12 protein-coding genes are annotated in these 14,222 nt (G+C 72.7%); 6 read left to right on the top strand and 6 right to left on the bottom strand.

Features of this window, described 5'->3' with window-relative positions; all coding sequences use genetic code 11:
• Positions 1–2: 2 nt before the first annotated feature.
• Positions 3–800 carry an alpha/beta fold hydrolase gene (locus ACIRSU_RS00830; protein WP_403787689.1) on the bottom strand — a complete coding sequence of 266 codons (798 nt, stop codon included), beginning with the start codon at positions 798–800 and terminating at the stop codon, positions 3–5.
• 119 nt (positions 801–919) lie between these two features.
• Between ACIRSU_RS00830 and ACIRSU_RS00825 the strand changes: the two genes are divergently transcribed.
• Both ACIRSU_RS00825 and ACIRSU_RS00820 read left to right on the top strand, forming a co-directional pair.
• Positions 920–1,378: a MarR family winged helix-turn-helix transcriptional regulator gene (locus tag ACIRSU_RS00825; protein ID WP_403787686.1), complete on the top strand. Its 459-nt coding sequence runs from the start codon at positions 920–922 to the stop codon at positions 1,376–1,378.
• Positions 1,375–2,487: an ABC transporter substrate-binding protein gene (locus tag ACIRSU_RS00820; RefSeq protein WP_403787683.1), complete on the top strand. Its 1,113-nt coding sequence runs from the start codon at positions 1,375–1,377 to the stop codon at positions 2,485–2,487. The genes ACIRSU_RS00825 and ACIRSU_RS00820 overlap by 4 nt, the downstream gene beginning before the upstream one ends.
• Positions 2,488–2,514: 27 nt before the next feature.
• Here ACIRSU_RS00820 and ACIRSU_RS00815 read toward each other — a convergent pair whose 3' ends face one another.
• Positions 2,515–2,943, bottom strand: a complete 429-nt coding sequence (locus tag ACIRSU_RS00815; protein WP_403787681.1) for a nucleoside deaminase — start codon at positions 2,941–2,943, stop codon at positions 2,515–2,517.
• Between the two features lie 68 nt (positions 2,944–3,011).
• The gene (locus ACIRSU_RS00810) at positions 3,012–5,336 is read right to left on the bottom strand and encodes an MMPL family transporter (RefSeq protein ID WP_403787678.1); all 2,325 of its coding nucleotides are present in this window, start codon (positions 5,334–5,336) and stop codon (positions 3,012–3,014) included.
• A gap of 227 nt (positions 5,337–5,563) precedes the next feature.
• Here ACIRSU_RS00810 and ACIRSU_RS00805 point away from each other — a divergent pair, with 227 nt between their 5' ends.
• A complete protein-coding gene (locus tag ACIRSU_RS00805; RefSeq protein WP_403787675.1) occupies positions 5,564–7,435 on the top strand; it encodes a glycoside hydrolase family 15 protein in 1,872 nt (623 codons plus the stop codon).
• A gap of 10 nt (positions 7,436–7,445) precedes the next feature.
• On the opposite strand, the gene ACIRSU_RS00800 is transcribed toward ACIRSU_RS00805, so the two are convergent.
• A complete protein-coding gene (locus ACIRSU_RS00800) occupies positions 7,446–7,625 on the bottom strand; it encodes a DUF1272 domain-containing protein (protein WP_403787672.1) in 180 nt (59 codons plus the stop codon).
• A gap of 406 nt (positions 7,626–8,031) precedes the next feature.
• Here ACIRSU_RS00800 and ACIRSU_RS00795 point away from each other — a divergent pair, with 406 nt between their 5' ends.
• Positions 8,032–9,741, top strand: a complete 1,710-nt coding sequence (locus ACIRSU_RS00795) for a TROVE domain-containing protein (protein ID WP_403787669.1) — start codon at positions 8,032–8,034, stop codon at positions 9,739–9,741.
• Positions 9,742–9,756: 15 nt separating this feature from the next.
• Here ACIRSU_RS00795 and ACIRSU_RS00790 read toward each other — a convergent pair whose 3' ends face one another.
• Positions 9,757–10,293: an NUDIX hydrolase family protein gene (locus ACIRSU_RS00790; RefSeq protein ID WP_403787666.1), complete on the bottom strand. Its 537-nt coding sequence runs from the start codon at positions 10,291–10,293 to the stop codon at positions 9,757–9,759.
• Positions 10,294–10,466: 173 nt separating this feature from the next.
• Complete coding sequence (locus ACIRSU_RS00785; RefSeq protein WP_403787663.1) at positions 10,467–11,060, bottom strand: MBL fold metallo-hydrolase; 594 nt, start codon at positions 11,058–11,060, stop codon at positions 10,467–10,469.
• Between the two features lie 103 nt (positions 11,061–11,163).
• Here ACIRSU_RS00785 and ACIRSU_RS00780 point away from each other — a divergent pair, with 103 nt between their 5' ends.
• Positions 11,164–12,123, top strand: a complete 960-nt coding sequence (locus ACIRSU_RS00780; RefSeq protein ID WP_403787660.1) for a GlxA family transcriptional regulator — start codon at positions 11,164–11,166, stop codon at positions 12,121–12,123.
• A 172-nt stretch (positions 12,124–12,295) separates the two neighbouring features.
• Positions 12,296–14,125 carry a gamma-glutamyltransferase gene (ggt, locus tag ACIRSU_RS00775; protein WP_403789361.1) on the top strand — a complete coding sequence of 610 codons (1,830 nt, stop codon included), beginning with the start codon at positions 12,296–12,298 and terminating at the stop codon, positions 14,123–14,125.
• The last annotated feature ends 97 nt before the right edge of the window (positions 14,126–14,222 follow it).

The raw sequence follows: 14,222 nt of genomic DNA, 5'->3' as shown, positions 1-14,222 counted from the left end.
GCCTACGCCAGCGCCCGCGCCTGGGCCTGACGCTTGTCCACGTACTCGGTGACGATCGAGAAGAACCGGGCCGGGTCCTCGAACGGCAGCCCGTGTCCGCCGGGGACCTGGACGTACTCGGCCCCGTCGACGGCGGCGGCCAGCTCGCGCTGGTGGTGGGGCGGGACGATCCGGTCGTCCTCGCTCGCCACCACGAGCGTGGGTGCGGTGACGCGCCCCACCGCCTCGCGCAGGTCGACCCGGCCGTCCAGTTCGATCTGGCCGAGGATGCGCTCGTCGAGGAGGGCCGTGAAACCCGCGGCCATCTCCGCGAACTGGGCGTCGTCGAGAGCGCCCAGAAGGCCGGGCCCCATCGCGCTGAGGATCAACTCCCGGGCCAGCAGCTCCGGGTCGGTGCGCAGCAGGCGCGCCCACAGGTCGAACATGAAGGCCTCGCGCGCGGTCGTCCTGACCCATCCGGCGTGCAGGAGGAGCGAGGTGACGGCCTCGGGGTGCCGGGCGGCCACCGCCGTGGCGACGACGGAGCCGAGCGAGTGACCGGCCAGGTGGAACCGCTCCAGTCCGGCGGCGCGGGCGGTGGCGACGATCCGGTCGGCGAGTGCGTCCGGATCGAGGGGTGCGGGGTCGACGGGGGTGGCGCCCGCGCCGGGCAGGTTGGGGGCGACGACCGTGTACCGGTCCGCCATCGCGTCGATGAGAGGCCCCCAGTTCGACGTGGCGTCGGCGCCGGTGCCGTGGACCAGGACGAGTCCGGGGCCGGACCCGGCGACGACGTGGTCGAGGAGTTCGGGGCTGGTCATGGATTGCCTCCAGAAGTGGCGCGAAGAGCGCGAACAGCGCTTGATGACAGAGACCTTACATGTAACAGAGCTCTGTCATAAGCCAGAGTTCGATGGAACGGATGACGTACGATCACTCCATGAACATGCCGGTCACCGAACGCCTCGGCCTGCACATCAAGCGGGTCGAGCAGGAGTTGATGGCGGCCAAGCACGCCGCCCTCCGGCCGCTCGGGCTGACGGTCCCGCAGTACGCGGCGCTCTACACGCTCGACGAACACCCGGGGCTGTCCGCCGCCGCGCTCGCCCGTGCGTGCCTGGTCACCCCGCAGACCATCGCCACCGTGCTCGCCAACCTCGAAGCGAAGGCACTGATCACGCGCCGGCCGCACCCCTGGCACCGCAAGGTCACGGAAGTGCACCTCACCGACGACGGGCGCCGGCTGCTCGCGCAGGCGGACGCGAAGGCCGTCGCCATCGAACGGCACATCGCCGACGAGTTCAGCGTCGAGGAGCGCGCGCTGCTCATCGACCTGCTGGCCCGCGCGTCGAGTCGACTGACCCCACCCCACCGCGACACGGAAGAGGCCGGCTCATGACCACGTCACCGTCGTCACCCGGAGCGGCGCCGACTGACGGGCCGTCCGTCCGGATCGGCGCCCTCGTGCCCCTGTCCCGGCCCGGCTGGGCCGACGCCGGGCGGCACCTGCTCGCCGGACTCGAGACGGCCGTGCACGAGGTCAACGGCGCCGGCGGAATCGCCGGAAGGCCGCTCGAACTGGTGGTCCGCGACACCGCGGCCGACCCGGAGAAGGCCGCCGCGGCCGTGGACGAACTGTTCCGGCTGGGCGTGGCCGCCCTGGCGGGGGAGTACCACAGCGTCGTCGCCCGCGCCGCCGCCGCCCGGGCCGACGCGCTCGGTCTGCCGTTCCTCTGCTCCTCGGCGGTGCTCGACGCGCTCACCGAACAGCCCACGGACTGGGTCGCGCGCCTCGCTCCCGCCCAGTCCCGGGGCTGGCGCCTCTACGCGGACTTCCTCCTCGACGCGGGCCACAGCCGCATCGCCGTGGCGACCCAGCCGAGCGTCTACTGGGCGTCCGGGACCCGCATCCTGCGCGACCACCTCGCACCGCGCGGCGGCACCGTCGTCGAAGTGGACATGAGCACGCTCGCCCCCATGGACGTGTGCGACGAGCTCGTCCGGCACCGCGCGACGGCCCTCCTGCTGCTGGTCGGCCATCCGGAGCCGGCAGTGCCCGTCGTCAGGGCCGTTCGTCACGACGAGCGCCTCGCCGAGCTCCTGATCGGTGCGCCCGCCGGGCAGCCGGAACTCCCCGAATGGGCTTCGCTGCTGGGCGACGACGGCACGGCGATCCCGTTCCTGCGCTACTTGCCCGAGCCGCTCGGCCCGCTCGGCGCACGCGTCGCGACGACCCTGCGCGAGCGGCTCGGCGAACCACCCTCCTTCGTCGCCTTCGAGGGCTACGACACGATCACCGTCCTCGCCGACGTACTGCGCTCCCACGGCACGGACCGGGCCCGCATCGCCGCCTCCTGGCCGCACGTCGCCGTCGAGGGCACCCGCGGGAAGATCCGCTTCTCCCGTGTGCCGGGCATCGACGTCTGGCAGTGGGCCTGGCCGCCCCTCCAGGTCGTCGACCGGGACCCGGCGGAACCCGGTCGCTTCCGGATCCTCCGTACCGGCTGAGGAGACACCACGGGCATCGAGCCGCGCTTACGCGCCGATGTCCTCGTTCCACAGCTCCGGACGCGTCTTGACGAAGTCCGTCATCATCGCGACGCACTCGGCGTCGTCCACGACGACGATCTCCACACCGTGCTCGGCCAGCCAGTCGTGGCCCCCGTGGAACGTCTGCGCCTCGCCGACGACGACCCGCGAAATGCCGAACTGCCGCACGAGGCCGCTGCAGTACCAGCACGGAGACAGCGTCGTCACCATCGTCGTACCGCGATACGTGCGCCGGCGCCCCGCATCGCGGAACGCGGCCGTCTCGGCGTGCAGGGACGGATCGCCGTCCTGCACGCGGCGGTTGTGCCCCCGGCCGAGCACGGTGCGCCCGTCCGGCGCGAACAGCGCGGCTCCGATGGGGATGCCCCCCTCGGTGAGACCTGCGCGCGCCTCTTCGACCGCGACCGCGAGCATCCGCCGATCCGATTCCCATGACATGACGGTCATTCTTCCCCGCCCGCCCCCGGAGGAGACGGTCGCGCCTACACCTTCATGCCGTCGCCCGGCGCCGCGCCCTCCGCGTCGCGTTCCAGCGCGGCCTCGCCCTCCGTGTCGAGGTGGGGGAGTATGCGGTCGAGCCAGTGCGGGGTCCACCAGGCGTGTTTGCCGAGCAGGGTCATCACGGCGGGCACCAGGAGGAGCCGGACGATCGTGGCGTCGATGAGGACGCTCGCCGCCAGGCCGAGGCCGAGCATCTTCACCACGATGTTGTCCGAGACGATGAAGGCCGCGAAGACGCTGACCATGATGAGCGCGGCACAGGTGATCACCCGGGCGGTGATCTCCAGGGCGTGGGCGACGCTCGCCTCCGGGTCGCCCGTGCGCAGCCACGCCTCGCGGACCCGCGACAGCAGGAAGATCTCGTAGTCCATGCTCAGTCCGAAGACGATGGCGAACATCATCATCGGCACGTAGCTCTCGATCGGCACCTTCCCGGACACGCCGAGCGCGGGACCGCCCCAGCCCCACTGGAAGACGGCCACGACCACGCCGTACGCGGCGGCGATGGACAGCACGTTGAGGACGGCGGCCTTCAGGGCCACCAGGAGGCCTCTGAAGACGGTCAGGATCACCAGGAACGCGAGCCCGACGACCACGGCGATGATCAGTGGCAGCCGGCTGGAGACGATGTCGAGGAAGTCCACCTGGGCGGCCGTCGTGCCGGTGACGTACGTCTTCGCGTCCGTCCCGGCCACCGCCTGCGGCAGCACGTCGTCGACCAGGTTGTCGGTGAGGTCCGTGGTGCGCTCGTCCTGCGGCGAGGCGACCGAGTAGGCGGTGCCGATGAGGACGTCGCCGTCGGGGGTGGCGCGCAGCGGAGTGATGGAGGCGGCGTCCGGCACGCCGGTGAGGGACTGCTGCAGCTTGGTGGCGAGCGCGGCCCGGTCCTGTGCGGGCACGGCGGACTGGTCGACCACCAGCGTCAGCGGACCGTTGGCGCCGGGCCCGAAGGCCGTGGAGATCAGGTCGTACGCCCGCCGGTCCGTGAACGACTTGGGGTCGGCGCCGTCGCCGATGTGACCGAGCTGGATGAACAGCAGCGGGAAGGCCAGGATGAGCAGCGTCACCACCCCGCAGACCAGGAACCACCAGGGGCGTCTCTCGACCCGCTGCGCGTAGCGGTGCCAGGTGCCGTGCGCGGGAGCGCCCGGCTCGGCGTCCGTCTCGGCCACGGGTCTGCGCACGTGGTAACGGTCGATGCGGCGGCCGACGAGCCCGAGCATGGCCGGGACGAGGGTGAGCGCGGCGACGACGGCCGTGACCACGGTGAAGGCCGCGGCGAGGCCGAGTTTGCCGATGAAGGTGACGCCGGAGACCCACAGCCCGGACAGGGCGATGATCACCGTGCAGCCGGAGACGAGCACGGCCCGGCCGCTGGTGGTGGTCGCCAGGCCGGCGGATTCGGCCGGATCGTGCCCGTTCATGATGTTCTGGCGGTGCCGTGTGATCAGGAACAGGGCGTAGTCGATGCCGACGCCCAGGCCGATCATGGTGGCCAGGGTCGGCGACACCGTGCCGAAGGTGAAGGCCGCGGCCATCAGGCCGAGCAGCGCGAGGCCGCAGATCGCGCCGATGAGCGCGGTGATCAGCGGCATGACGGCCGCGATCACGCTGCCGAAGCCGATGAGCAGGACCACGATCGCTACGGCGAAGCCGATGGCCTCGCTGGTGCGGTCGTCGGGCGCGGGCCGGGCGAGCTCGCCGAGCGGGCCGCCGTACTCGACGGTCACGCCGGCGGAGCGCAGCGGCTGGACGGCGGAGTCGACGCCGTTCAGGTAGTCGGTGCCGAGCGTGGACGGCGGCACGCTGAAGCGCACCGTGATGTACGCGGTCTTGCCGTCCGTGGACAGCGGCCCGGTGTTGGGCGTCGTGGAGGGCGGCGGCGGGGTCGAGCCCGGCGGCGGCAGCGGGTTCTGCGCACTGAGCACGTCGGGCAGCTTCTGCAGCGCGGCGACGGTCGAGTTCACGGCCGACGACTCCTGGGTGAGCGGCCCGGACGGCCGGTTCAGGACGATCTGGGCCGCGTATCCGCCGGCCGCCGGATCGTGCGCCTTCAGGACGTTCAGACCGTCCGCGGACTGCACCCCGGGGAGGGAGAAGTCGTCCGAGTACTGACCGCCCACCGCCCGGTTCGCGATCTGCAGCCCGGCGACGGCCGCCAGCCACAGTGCGATGACGATGACGAAATGCCGGCCGCACCAGTGCCCCAGCCGGTAGAGGCCGCTCTTGCGTGCCTGCTTGCGACCGTGCTCCTGGTCCTGCCGTGGCGCCGATCCGCCGCCCTCGTCCGGGCTTCGTGCGTTCATGGCACCGCCGCGTACGGATAGGAAGGTTCCCCGAGCGGAAAACAGCTGGAGCGGTCCCCACTATGACCTGCCGGTCCTCAGGTCAATTGTTGGCCATCGGCCGCGCGTCGGCATCCCGGCGCCGCCCCGTGCCCCTCCCGCTCCGCGCCTCCGGCGCCCGCCCCGCAGCCCCCGCCCCGGTCGGGTGCCGCCGGGCCGGGGCGCCCGCCCTCGCCGATAGTGGAGGGATGAAGCGTTATCCGCTCATCGCCGATCACGGCCTGGTGGGCGATCTGCAGACCGCCGCGCTCATCTCCGACGAAGGCGTGGTCGACTGGTTCGCGGCCCCCCGCTTCGACTCGCCCGGCATCTTCTCCGCACTGCTCGACCACGACCGGGGCGGCTACTTCCGGCTCTCCGTCGACACGCCCGACGTGACGGTGAAACAGCTCTACTACCCCGACACCGCGCTGCTCGTCACCCGGTTCATGTCCCCGGACGGCGTGGGCGAGCTGATGGACTGGATGCCCCCCGACCGCACCGGGCGGCGCACCGACCGGCACGCCATCCTGCGCGTGATGCGGTGCACCCGCGGCACCGTCACCTTCACCCTGGAATGCCGGCCGCGCTTCGGCTTCGGCCGCAACCCGCACGAGACCCGCCTCGACGGCCGCACGGCCACCTTCCGGGCACCCGGGATCGCCGCCTTCCTCCAGTCCGACATCCCCATGGAGCAGGACGGTCCGTACGACATCCAGGGCAGGCTCACGCTCACCGAAGGCGGCCTCGCCGGCGCCGCGTTCACCGTGGACGGCCCGGAGGCCGAGCCACCGCCGCTGCCGGACCCCCGAGCGGTCGAGACGGCGCTGTGGGACGCCGTCGAGTTCTGGCAGCGCTGGGTCCGCACCGCCCACTACCGCGGCCGCTGGCCGGACATGGTGCACCGCTCGGCCATCACCCTGAAGCTGCTCACCTACCTGCCCACCGGCGCCCCCGTCGCCGCCGCCACGCTCGGCCTTCCCGAACGCGTCGGCGGCGAGCGCAACTGGGACTACCGCTACACCTGGGTCCGCGACGGCTCGCTCGCCGTACGGGCCCTGCTCGACCTCGGCTTCGTCGACGAGGCCGCGGCGTTCACCGGCTGGCTCACCGACCGCGTGACGGAACGGGCCTCGGCACCCGCCGGCGGGGCCCGGCCGCTGCAGATCATGTACCGGGTGGACGGCGACCCGTGGCTGCCCGAGGAGATCCTGGAGGACTTCGAGGGATACCGCGGCTCCGCCCCCGTACGGGTGGGCAACGGCGCGGCGGACCAGTTGCAGCTCGACATCTACGGCGAGGCCCTGTACGCCCTCGCCCAAGGGCGGGGCCTGGACACCCAGCCCACCTACCGGGCCTGGCAGGCGGTGTCCGCCCTCCTCGACTGGCTGGCCACGTCGTGGGACGGCCCCGACGAGGGCATCTGGGAGACCCGTGGCGGACAGCGCGACTTCACCTTCAGCCGCGTGATGTCCTGGGTCGCCTTCGACCGCGGACTGCGCCTCGCCGGGGAGTTCGGCCGGCCCGCCGCCCTGGACACCTGGCGGGCCGCCCGCGACGAGATCTTCGCCCAGGTCGTGCACCGCGGCTGGAGCGAACGACGCCAGGCCCTGGTCCAGTACTTCGGCGGCGACGTGCTCGACGCCGCCCTGCTCCTGATCCCCCGCACCGGCCTGCTGGGCCCCACCGACCCGCTCTGGCTGACCACCCTCGACGCCATCGAACACGGCCTCGTCCACGACAGCCTGGTCCACCGCTACGACCCGGTCGCCTCCCCGGACGGCCTCCGCGGCGCCGAGGGCACCTTCAGCCTCTGCACCTTCCTCTACGTGGACGCGCTGGCCCGCGCGGGACGCGTGCGGCAGGCCCGGTTCACCTTCGAGAAGATGCTGACCTACGCGAACCACGTCGGCCTGTTCGCCGAGGAGATCGGCCCGAGCGGCGAACAACTGGGCAACTTCCCCCAGGCGTTCACCCACCTCTCCCTCATCATGGCCGCCACGACCCTGGACGAGGCACTGGACGCGCAGGACCCCGGTAACGGGGCAGGGCGGGGCGGACGACAGCCCTCGCGGTCGTGACCAGAAGGCCTCAGACGGCGCGGCGCGGCCTGGCCACCAGCTCCCCGCCGCAGTTGGGGCACGTGTCGCTCATGGAGTCGGCGCACGGCACACAGAAGGTGCACTCGTACGTACAGATCCGGGCGGGGGCGTCGACGGGCAGGTGGGTCGTCTCACAGCGTTCGCAGCGTTCGCGCATCTCAAGAGCCATGCGCTCATCATGCGCGAAGGCCCGCACAGCGGAAAACCGGCCACGGGCCAAAGATCAACGGGATCGGGACAGCGCGCGTGAAGCCTGACGGAAAACCGGTTGGGGCGTGCGGGACGCACGGATACGGTGGGGTCCACCAGCACCTCCCGGTGCGCAGGTCAGCGGATACTTCTTCCACAGAAACCACGCCGCAGGCCACTACTGATCTCGGGAGGCAGATGGCGGCGGGGTGCCCGGTGCGCAGGCCGGGGATACTTCCACTGTCAATGGGGTTGTCGCGGGTTCGAGTCCCGCCCGGCGCTTCGGGCGCCGGTAGCTCAGACGGTCAGAGCACCTTGTCTCCCCATCCGACTCGATCTCGGGCACCCCCACGCCGCGCCTCCCCTCCACACGTGAGGGGAACCCCATGGCACGCTTCAACCTCCGCGGCAAACGCGCGTCGGCCGGCTCGCCCGTCACCACGACCGGGGAGCCGACCCGCACCCACGAGGGCGCGACCGGGCTCCTGCGCGACGCCAGGAGCGAGCTGTTCCTCCTGGCCGTCGCCAACACGGTCGGCACCGACACCTTCTACGAGAAGGCCGACGCCCGGGACGACCGCTACACCGCCCTCGTACGGCAGCTCGCCGTCGAGGACCCCGCGTGGACCGCCGGACTGCTCGCCTGGCTCCGCACGGGCGCCAACATGCGCACGGCGTCGCTCGTCGGCGCCGCCGAGTTCGTCAAGGCGCGCCTCGACGCCGACCGCGCCACCCCGGCCGTGCCCGCTCCGACCGTGCCCGCCCCGGCCGTGGCCGCCCCGGTGGCCGACTCCGGATCGGCGGCCGGCTCCGGTGCCGCGTCCTGGTCGAACCGCTCGGTCGTCGACTCCGTGCTGCAGCGCGCCGACGAGCCCGGCGAGATGCTCGGCTACTGGACCGCGCGGTACGGGCGCCGCCTGCCGAAGCCGGTCAAGCGCGGCGTCGCCGACGCCGTCCGGCGTCTCTACAACGAGCGTTCCCTGCTCGCGTACGACACCGACGCCAGGGGCTACCGCTTCGGCGACGTCCTCGAACTCGTCCACGCCGCCCCGCACCCGGACAAGCCGTGGCAGGGCGAGCTGTTCAAGCACGCCATCGACCGCCGCCACGGCCGCGGCGAGGACATCCCGCCGCGGCTGGAGATGCTGGGCCGGCGCGCGTCGCTGATGAAACTGCCCGTCGCCGACCGGCGCCCGGTGCTTCACGACCCCGGGAAGCGGGACGCGTTGGCGAAGGCCGGCATGACGTGGGAGGCGCTCGCGGGCTGGCTCCAGGGCCCGATGGACGCCGCCGCCTGGGAGGCGGTCATCCCCTCCATGGGGCTCATGGCGCTCGCCCGGAACCTGCGGAACTTCGACGAGGCCGGCGTCGGCGACGAGACCGCCGCGCACGTCGCGGCGCGGCTGGCCGACGCCGACGAGGTACGCCGTTCGCGGATGTTCCCGTTCCGGTTCTGGGCCGCGTACCGGGCGGCGCCGTCGCTGCGCTGGGGCCACGCCCTGGAGCAGGCCCTCGGCCACTCGCTGGCCAACGTGCCGGCCCTGCCGGGACGGACGCTGATCCTGGTCGACCGCAGCCCGAGCATGTTCCCCGGGTACGCGTACTCCACGCCCAACCGGTCCGACATCCCGCTCGCCGAGCAGGCCGCCGTGTTCGGCGCGGCCCTCGCCGTGCGCGCCCAGGCACCGACGCTGGTGGAGTTCGGGCAGAGCGCCCGGGAGATCGCCGTTCCGCGGGGCGGCAGCGTGCTGCGCCTGGTGGAGCAGTTCGGGCAGATTCCCGGCACGGACATCCCCTCGGCGGTCAAGGAGTACTACGCGGGGCACGACCGGGTCGTCGTCGTCACCGACGAGCAGACCCGCCCGGGCTGGCTGCCGTCGAACTGCTACGCCTACAACGGCATGCCGGAGACCCGCATCGACGACCTCGTCCCCCGGCACGTCCCCGTGTACATGTGGAACATGGCCGGCTACCGCGAGGCCGCCATGCCTTCCGGCGGCGGCAACCGGCACGCGCTCGGCGGCCTCACGGACGCGGCGTTCGGCATGATCCCGCTGCTGGACGCCGGTCGTGACGCCCGCTGGCCGTGGGAGTGAGGCCGGGCCGCGCGATCAGTACACGTGCCCCACATGCGCCAGGGCCTGCTTCAGCAGCACGCCGTGACCGCCCGGCATCTCGCTCTGCAAGGCCGCCGACGCAGCCTCCTGAGGGCTGACCCACACCAGGTCGAGTGCGTCCTGGCGCGGGCGGCAGTCGCCGGTGACGGGAACGATGTACGCGAGGGACACGGCGTGCTGGCGTGGGTCGTGGAAGGGGGTGATGCCGGCAGTCGGGAAGTACTCGGCGACGGTGAAGGGCTGGAGGGAGGAGGGGACCCGGGGCAGGGCGACGGGACCGAGGTCCTTCTCCAGGTGACGCAGGAGAGCGTCACGGATCCGCTCATGGTGCATGACGCGGCCGGAGACCAGGGTGCGGCTGATGGTTCCGTCGGCGCCGATGCGCAGGAGCAGTCCGATGCTGGTGACTTCGCCGGCGTCGTCCACGCGTACGGGTACGGCCTCGACGTACAGGATCGGCATGTGGGCCCTGGCGGCGCTGAGCTCGTCGGAGCTCAGCCAGCCGGGTGTGGTCTCGGTGATGTCGGACATCGCTTGATCGTACTTTCCCGAACGGGTGCCGGCCCAGGGTTGTGTGTGGGCCGGCCGGGTGGACGTCCATGCGAAGGAGGTCCGCGTGGCGCGGACCGGCGCGTCGCCGCCCAGGAGTAACGAGCGCAGGATCCGTACCCCCGGTCTCCGGCAGTGGCGGGGGCCTGGGCCGGTCAGCGCGGTGCGGAGTCGTCCGCCGGGAAGGCGGGGCCGTGGCCGGGCACGATCACGGATGCCGCGTCGAGGACCCGCAGCCTGGACGTCCGCAGGAGGTCGTGGTCGGGGGCGACGGGGTCGTCGACCGGACCGTTGGGCCGCCACCACAGGTCGCCGACGAAGGCGACGACGCCCGCGTCCGTACCCGCGAGCAGGGTGATGTCCTCGGCGCTGTGCCCCGGCGTGCGGATCAGCCGGAGGGACGGGGAGAGTTCGTACCCCTCGGCGTCGCGGTCGGTCCACTGGTCGTGGTGGTAGATCGCCTTGTGGTCGTGGACGCGGGCCTGCCCGAAGAGGCCGACGTTCATCGTGTTGTCGGGGTGGTGATGGCTGAGGACGACATCGGTGATGTCGTCGGGGGTGAGCCCGAGTTCGGCGAGCGGGTCGAGGATCCGGTTGCGGCCGGCCACCATGCCGGGGTCGACGATCACGTGGCGGTCGCCGTCGCGGACGTAGGAGACGGTGGCGGCCACTCCCGGGCCGGTGGAGAGGGTGTAGCCGGTGGTCAGGATCGTGTAGGTGGCGCTGCGGCGCAGCGGTGCGTTCGTCATGGCCCTTAGTTTTCGCGTCGGCCGGCCGTGCGACGAGTGGCCGTGGTGCCACTGATCGCAGGAATCGTGCCATCGCGTCCGCCCCTCGTGGCACACTGCCGGAATGCCGCCGTTCAAGATCATCGCCGCCTATGCGCCGCCGGGTGTCGGCATGCTCGGGGCCGGAATCGTCGCTGAGGTGTTCGACGCGCGTGGCCAGGGGCTGCCGCGCTTCGACTTCGCGCTGTGCACCGACCGGCCGGGGCGGGTCCGCACCGATGTGGGCCTGCCGCTGACGGTCGAGCACGGTCTGGAGCGGCTCGCCACGGCCGACCTGGTGATCGCCCTGCCCTGGGCGGACTTCCGGACGCCGCCCCCGCCCGCGGTGCTCGACGCGCTGACGGCCGCGCACGAGCGGGGCGCGCTGGTCGCCGCGCACTGCGTCGGCGCCTTCGCGCTCGCCGCGGCAGGCCTGCTGGACGGACGGCGCGCTACCACCCACTGGCGGTTCGCCGATCTGCTGGCCGAGCGCTACCCGGACGTCGCCGTCGAGCCCGACGCCCTGTACGTCGACCAGGGCCGCATCGCCACGGGCGCGGGGGCCGCCGCGGGCTTCGACCTGTGCCTGCACCTGCTGCGACGGGAGTACGGCGCCGCCACGGCCAACGCCATCGCCCGGGACCTGGTGCTGCCTTCGCACCGCGACGGAGGGCAGGCCCAGTACCTGGCCGCCCCGGTTCCGGAGGACTGCCACGACGACCGGCTCGCGGAGGTGCTCGCCTGGGCCCAGGGGAACCTGCACGAGTCGCTCCCGGTGGCGGAACTGGCCCGCCGGGCCCTGATGAGCAGGCGCTCCTTCGCCCGCCGATTCGCCGCCTCGACCGGCACCACCCCGCACGCCTGGCTGCTCGGCCTCCGCCTCAGCCGCGCCGAGGAGCTGCTGGAGACCACGGACCTGCCCGTCGAGGAGATCGCCCGCCTGGTCGGCTTCGGGAGCGCGGCGGTGCTGCGGGCGCAGTTCGTACGACGCCGAGGCGTGCCGCCGCGCTCGTACCGCCGGTCCTTCAGCCGTACGACGCCGTAGCCGGCGAGTCCGGCACCCCGTCCTCGACCCGCCCCGACGGGGCTACCGGACGGAAACCTCAGAACTCGCGCAAATCTTGCGGTGAGTCGTTGCTGACCGCGAGGGCGGATGCCAGGGTTTCGATCATCCCCCTCGTCAACGCAGGTCATCGGAGGCTGTCTTGAGTCTCGCTGTGCGTCGTACCGCCACCGTCGCCGCCTCCGCGGCGGCGCTGCTCCTTCCTCTCCTGCCACCCGCCGCCGCCGGAACCTCCGCCGACGGCCCCGCCCTCTCCCCGCCCGCCAAGCAGGCCGTCGCGATCGGGCGCGGAGGCGCGGTCGCCAGCGTCAACCCGTACGCCTCCCAGGCCGGCCTCGACGTGCTGCGGCGCGGCGGCAACGCCGTGGACGCGGCGGTGGCCACCGCCGCCGCGCTCGGTGTGGTCGAGCCCTACTCGGCGGGCATCGGAGGCGGCGGATACTTCGTCTACTACGACGCCCGGACAGGGAAGGTGTCCACGATCGACGGGCGGGAGACCGCTCCGGCGTCGATGCGCTCCGACTCGTTCACCGACCCGGCGACCGGCAAGGCCATCCCCTTCCCCGAGGCGGTCAACTCGGGTCTCTCCGTGGGCGTCCCGGGCACCCCCGCCACCTGGGACAAGGCCCTGAAGGACTGGGGCACGATTCCGCTGGCGGCCGCGCTGAGGCCCGGCACCCGCCTGGCCGAGAACGGCTTCGTCGTCAACGACGAGTTCCGCGCCCAGACGGCCATGAACGAGCAGCGCTTCCGCGCCTTCACCTCCACCGCCGAGTTGTTCCTGCCCGGTGGCGAACTGCCGGTCGTCGGCTCCCGCTTCCGCAACCCGGACCTCGCCCGGACCTACCGTGAGCTCGCCCGCGAGGGCACCGGAGCCCTCTACCACGGCGACCTCGGCCGCGACGTGGTGCGCACCGTGCGGAACCCGCCGGTCGCTCCCGGCACCGACCGGGTGGTCCGCCCCGGCCTGATGGACGAGGCCGACCTCGCCCGCTACGCGCCGCTGCGCCGGAAGCCGACCCACACCACGTACCGCGGCCTGGACGTGTACTCCATGGCGCCGTCCTCCTCCGGCGGCACGACCGTGGGCGAGGCGCTGAACATCCTGGAGAACTTCCCTCTGTCGAAGGCCGACCGGGTCTCGGCGCTGCACCACTACCTGGAGGCCAGTCGGATCGCCTTCGCCGACCGCAACCGCTGGGTGGGCGACCCCGCCTTCTCCGACGTGCCCACGCGGGAACTGCTGTCGAAGGAGTTCGCCAAGGACCGCGCCTGCCTGATCAGCCCCGACGCCGCGCTGACCAGCCCGCTCGCACCGGCCGACCCCCGGGTGCCGGGCTCGGCCTGCAGCCGCGGCACGGGCAGCCAGGAGCCGTACGAGGGCCCCTCGACCACGCACCTGGTGACCGCGGACCGCTGGGGCAACGTCGTCTCGTACACCCTGACGATCGAGCAGACCGGCGGCTCGGCCATCACGGTGCCCGGTCGCGGGTTCCTGCTGAACAACGAGCTGACCGACTTCGACTTCACACCCTTGACCGCCGGCGTGCCCGACCCGAACCTGCCGGGGCCCGGCAAGCGCCCGCGCAGCAGCATGTCACCGACGATCGTCCTCGACGAGGGCAGGCCGATGCTCGCCGTCGGTTCCCCCGGCGGGGCCACGATCATCACCACGGTGCTGCAGACCCTCGTCAACCGCCTCGACCTGGACATGCCCCTGCCCGAGGCCGTCGCGGCGCCGCGCATGTCCCAGCGCAACCGGGTCGCGACCGAGGCCGAGCCGGCCTTCCTCGACTCCGCCGAACGCGGGGCGCTGGAAGCACTGGGCCACCGCTTCGTCCCGGCCCCGAGCACCTTCACTCCCTCCCCGGAGATCGGGGCGGTGGCGGCGCTGGAATTCCTGCCCGGCGGCCGGCTCGAGGCGGTCGCCGAGCCGAAGCGCCGCGGCGGCGGTTCGGCGATGGTGCTGCGCCCCAGCCGCTGACGCCCGAGCCGCTGACGCCCGAGCCGTGGGGGGGGGGGGGGGGGGGCCGCCGGCCCCCCCCCCGGCGCCCCCGCGGCTCCGGGGGGGGTCGGGGCGG

Source organism: Streptomyces sp. NPDC101160 (assembly GCF_044768205.1).
Taxonomy (GTDB): domain Bacteria; phylum Actinomycetota; class Actinomycetes; order Streptomycetales; family Streptomycetaceae; genus Streptomyces.
The sequence above is the reverse complement of the archived record's forward strand: the minus strand, read 5'-3'. Positions and strand labels throughout refer to the sequence as shown.

Excerpts from the sequence above, each read along its gene's own strand:
- ACIRSU_RS00810 (WP_403787678.1), bottom strand. The coding sequence starts at position 5,336 with ATGAACGCACGAAGCCCGGACGAGGGCGGCGGATCGGCGCCACGGCAG.
- ACIRSU_RS00795 (WP_403787669.1), top strand. The coding sequence starts at position 8,032 with ATGGCACGCTTCAACCTCCGCGGCAAACGCGCGTCGGCCGGCTCGCCC.
- ACIRSU_RS00800 (WP_403787672.1), bottom strand. The coding sequence starts at position 7,625 with ATGGCTCTTGAGATGCGCGAACGCTGCGAACGCTGTGAGACGACCCAC.
- ACIRSU_RS00785 (WP_403787663.1), bottom strand. The coding sequence starts at position 11,060 with ATGACGAACGCACCGCTGCGCCGCAGCGCCACCTACACGATCCTGACC.
- ACIRSU_RS00825 (WP_403787686.1), top strand. The coding sequence starts at position 920 with ATGAACATGCCGGTCACCGAACGCCTCGGCCTGCACATCAAGCGGGTC.
- ACIRSU_RS00815 (WP_403787681.1), bottom strand. The coding sequence starts at position 2,943 with ATGCTCGCGGTCGCGGTCGAAGAGGCGCGCGCAGGTCTCACCGAGGGG.
- ACIRSU_RS00790 (WP_403787666.1), bottom strand. The coding sequence starts at position 10,293 with ATGTCCGACATCACCGAGACCACACCCGGCTGGCTGAGCTCCGACGAG.
- ACIRSU_RS00820 (WP_403787683.1), top strand. The coding sequence starts at position 1,375 with ATGACCACGTCACCGTCGTCACCCGGAGCGGCGCCGACTGACGGGCCG.
- ACIRSU_RS00805 (WP_403787675.1), top strand. The coding sequence starts at position 5,564 with ATGAAGCGTTATCCGCTCATCGCCGATCACGGCCTGGTGGGCGATCTG.
- ACIRSU_RS00780 (WP_403787660.1), top strand. The coding sequence starts at position 11,164 with ATGCCGCCGTTCAAGATCATCGCCGCCTATGCGCCGCCGGGTGTCGGC.
- ACIRSU_RS00830 (WP_403787689.1), bottom strand. The coding sequence starts at position 800 with ATGACCAGCCCCGAACTCCTCGACCACGTCGTCGCCGGGTCCGGCCCC.